This window comes from Candidatus Kurthia intestinigallinarum (genome assembly GCF_003991225.1).
Lineage (GTDB): Bacteria > Bacillota > Bacilli > Bacillales_A > Planococcaceae > Kurthia > Kurthia populi.
The window spans coordinates 1-1,708 of sequence record NZ_JTFC01000157.1; the positions used below are offsets into that span (position 1 = coordinate 1).

Below are 1,708 nucleotides of genomic sequence, written 5' to 3' on the forward strand. Positions count from 1 at the left end.
TATTTTATTTATTTCTTGTTGGTATGATTTTAATTTTAGGTATCAATTCTAAAAATGCTAAAGCAGCAAGTTCACAATTACAGACACCTAGTAATTTAAAACTTGTATCGAAAAAAGCAGATGGAGCAATTAGATTTTCTCCTTTAGATCCACAGTACTTTTATAAATTAGAGAGTCCAGGCAGCACCCGTTACTCTGTTAAATTCAAATGGGGAAAAGTAAAAGGCGCAAGTTATTATAAGTTTGTTTTGTACAATAGAAAAACTAAGAAGACAGAAGTAATAGAAGAAGTAAATAGCAATCAATTTGACAGTGATGAATGGGGTATTTATTTAGTAGAAGGCTATGATTATAAGTTTAAAGTTAAGGCTATTAAAGATTCTAAAGGTAAGAAAAAATCTAGTAGTTATTCAAAACCTATTAACGTTAGTATTCCTTATGATGTCGTTGAGAAACTAATTGTGATGGCGGATGAAGAAGAATATGATAAATCAATAAATTATCTTATTATGAGCTTTAAAAACACTGGAAGAAGAACAGTAGGTATCGGACCTATGACTTTTTATCCTGATGGACACAGCAATCCTATTACTGTCTATGCTCATGTTTTAATTGATTCCAAATTCGTTCAAAGAATGCTTTTCGTAAACGGGAAAGATATAAACGGAGATAAAGATGAAATCGCTTCTAGAATTTACCCATTTAAAAATGGACCAATATTATATACTCGCTCTACAAAAATAACATTCACTATTTCAGATAATAAAAAGCTTTTCTTGGTAGAAGGTAGTAATAATCAATATTTCATTACAGAAATTAAGAATTCCAATTAATATACTTTAAATCGTTTTTATAGTGATTGTGACTTCTTTAAATGTTATCCAAATATTATTTGTTAACCTTTTTAATTTTGTATTAATATTTACTCACTATAAAACACCTTATATATCAAAAATGCATTATTTACTTTTTTTTCCACACAGTTTAAAGTTAGCTTATAGCGAAATCTATTAAAACTATGCCTTACAGTCTTGCCTAGCAGCTAATCCCAGACTGTAAAAAGGGGAATATAAATGCAACTCAAATTCGGCTCGTTCGAGTTTGCGATTGACTGGCGCTTAGCGTTAGCAATCTTAGCGATCTGCCTTTAAGGTATATCGCTTTCTTTTTTTCAAAGAGAGAGGAATGAGCTAATGACTAATGATATTAGATTATTAAGTGAAGAAGAATTAAAAGAATATTATCTTAGTGAACTGACTATTTTCGAATCTTTAGTTGAAGAATTAGAAAATGTTGAAGTGAAAAGAAAAATTGAAAAATATATTCCTGCTATTCAAGAACGGTGTAATTCCGTCACAGCACTACGTATTTCTAAAGAAATTGGTTATCTTGATAACTCAGATTATTTAAAAGATAAATTATATAGGAAGTTAAAATCTTTGCACTTTTATAAAATTTAAATACTACCTTTGAATAACGAAAGCGGCTGGGACAAAACCCTAGCTAAAGAAAGGACTTCGGCAAATGAAGATGCCGAAGTCCTTTTTATCTGTAATTTTTTTGTTTTTGTATAGAATAAAAAGAGCCCCTTTTGATAAAATTAAGTTACCACACCAAACCAACCAAAAGGAGACTCTTTATGTATAAAAATTATAACATGAATCAACTCATATTACCGCTAGATTTAGAAGTGAAATTACAAAAAAAT

General features: G+C 29.4%; 2 protein-coding genes. Both read left to right on the forward strand.

Going from position 1 to position 1,708, the window contains the following annotated elements; translation table 11 throughout:
• Nucleotides 1-833 (forward strand): hypothetical protein (locus tag QI30_RS20690; RefSeq protein ID WP_158621100.1); only part of this gene is annotated, 833 nt, incomplete at its 5' end.
• 360 nt (nt 834-1,193) lie between these two features.
• Nucleotides 1,194-1,460, forward strand: coding sequence for a hypothetical protein (locus QI30_RS19375; protein WP_126992117.1), 267 nt, complete (start codon nt 1,194-1,196; stop codon nt 1,458-1,460).
• Nucleotides 1,461-1,708: the final 248 nt, after the last annotated feature.

Excerpts from the sequence above, each read along its gene's own strand:
- QI30_RS19375 (WP_126992117.1), top strand. The coding sequence starts at position 1,194 with ATGACTAATGATATTAGATTATTAAGTGAAGAAGAATTAAAAGAATAT.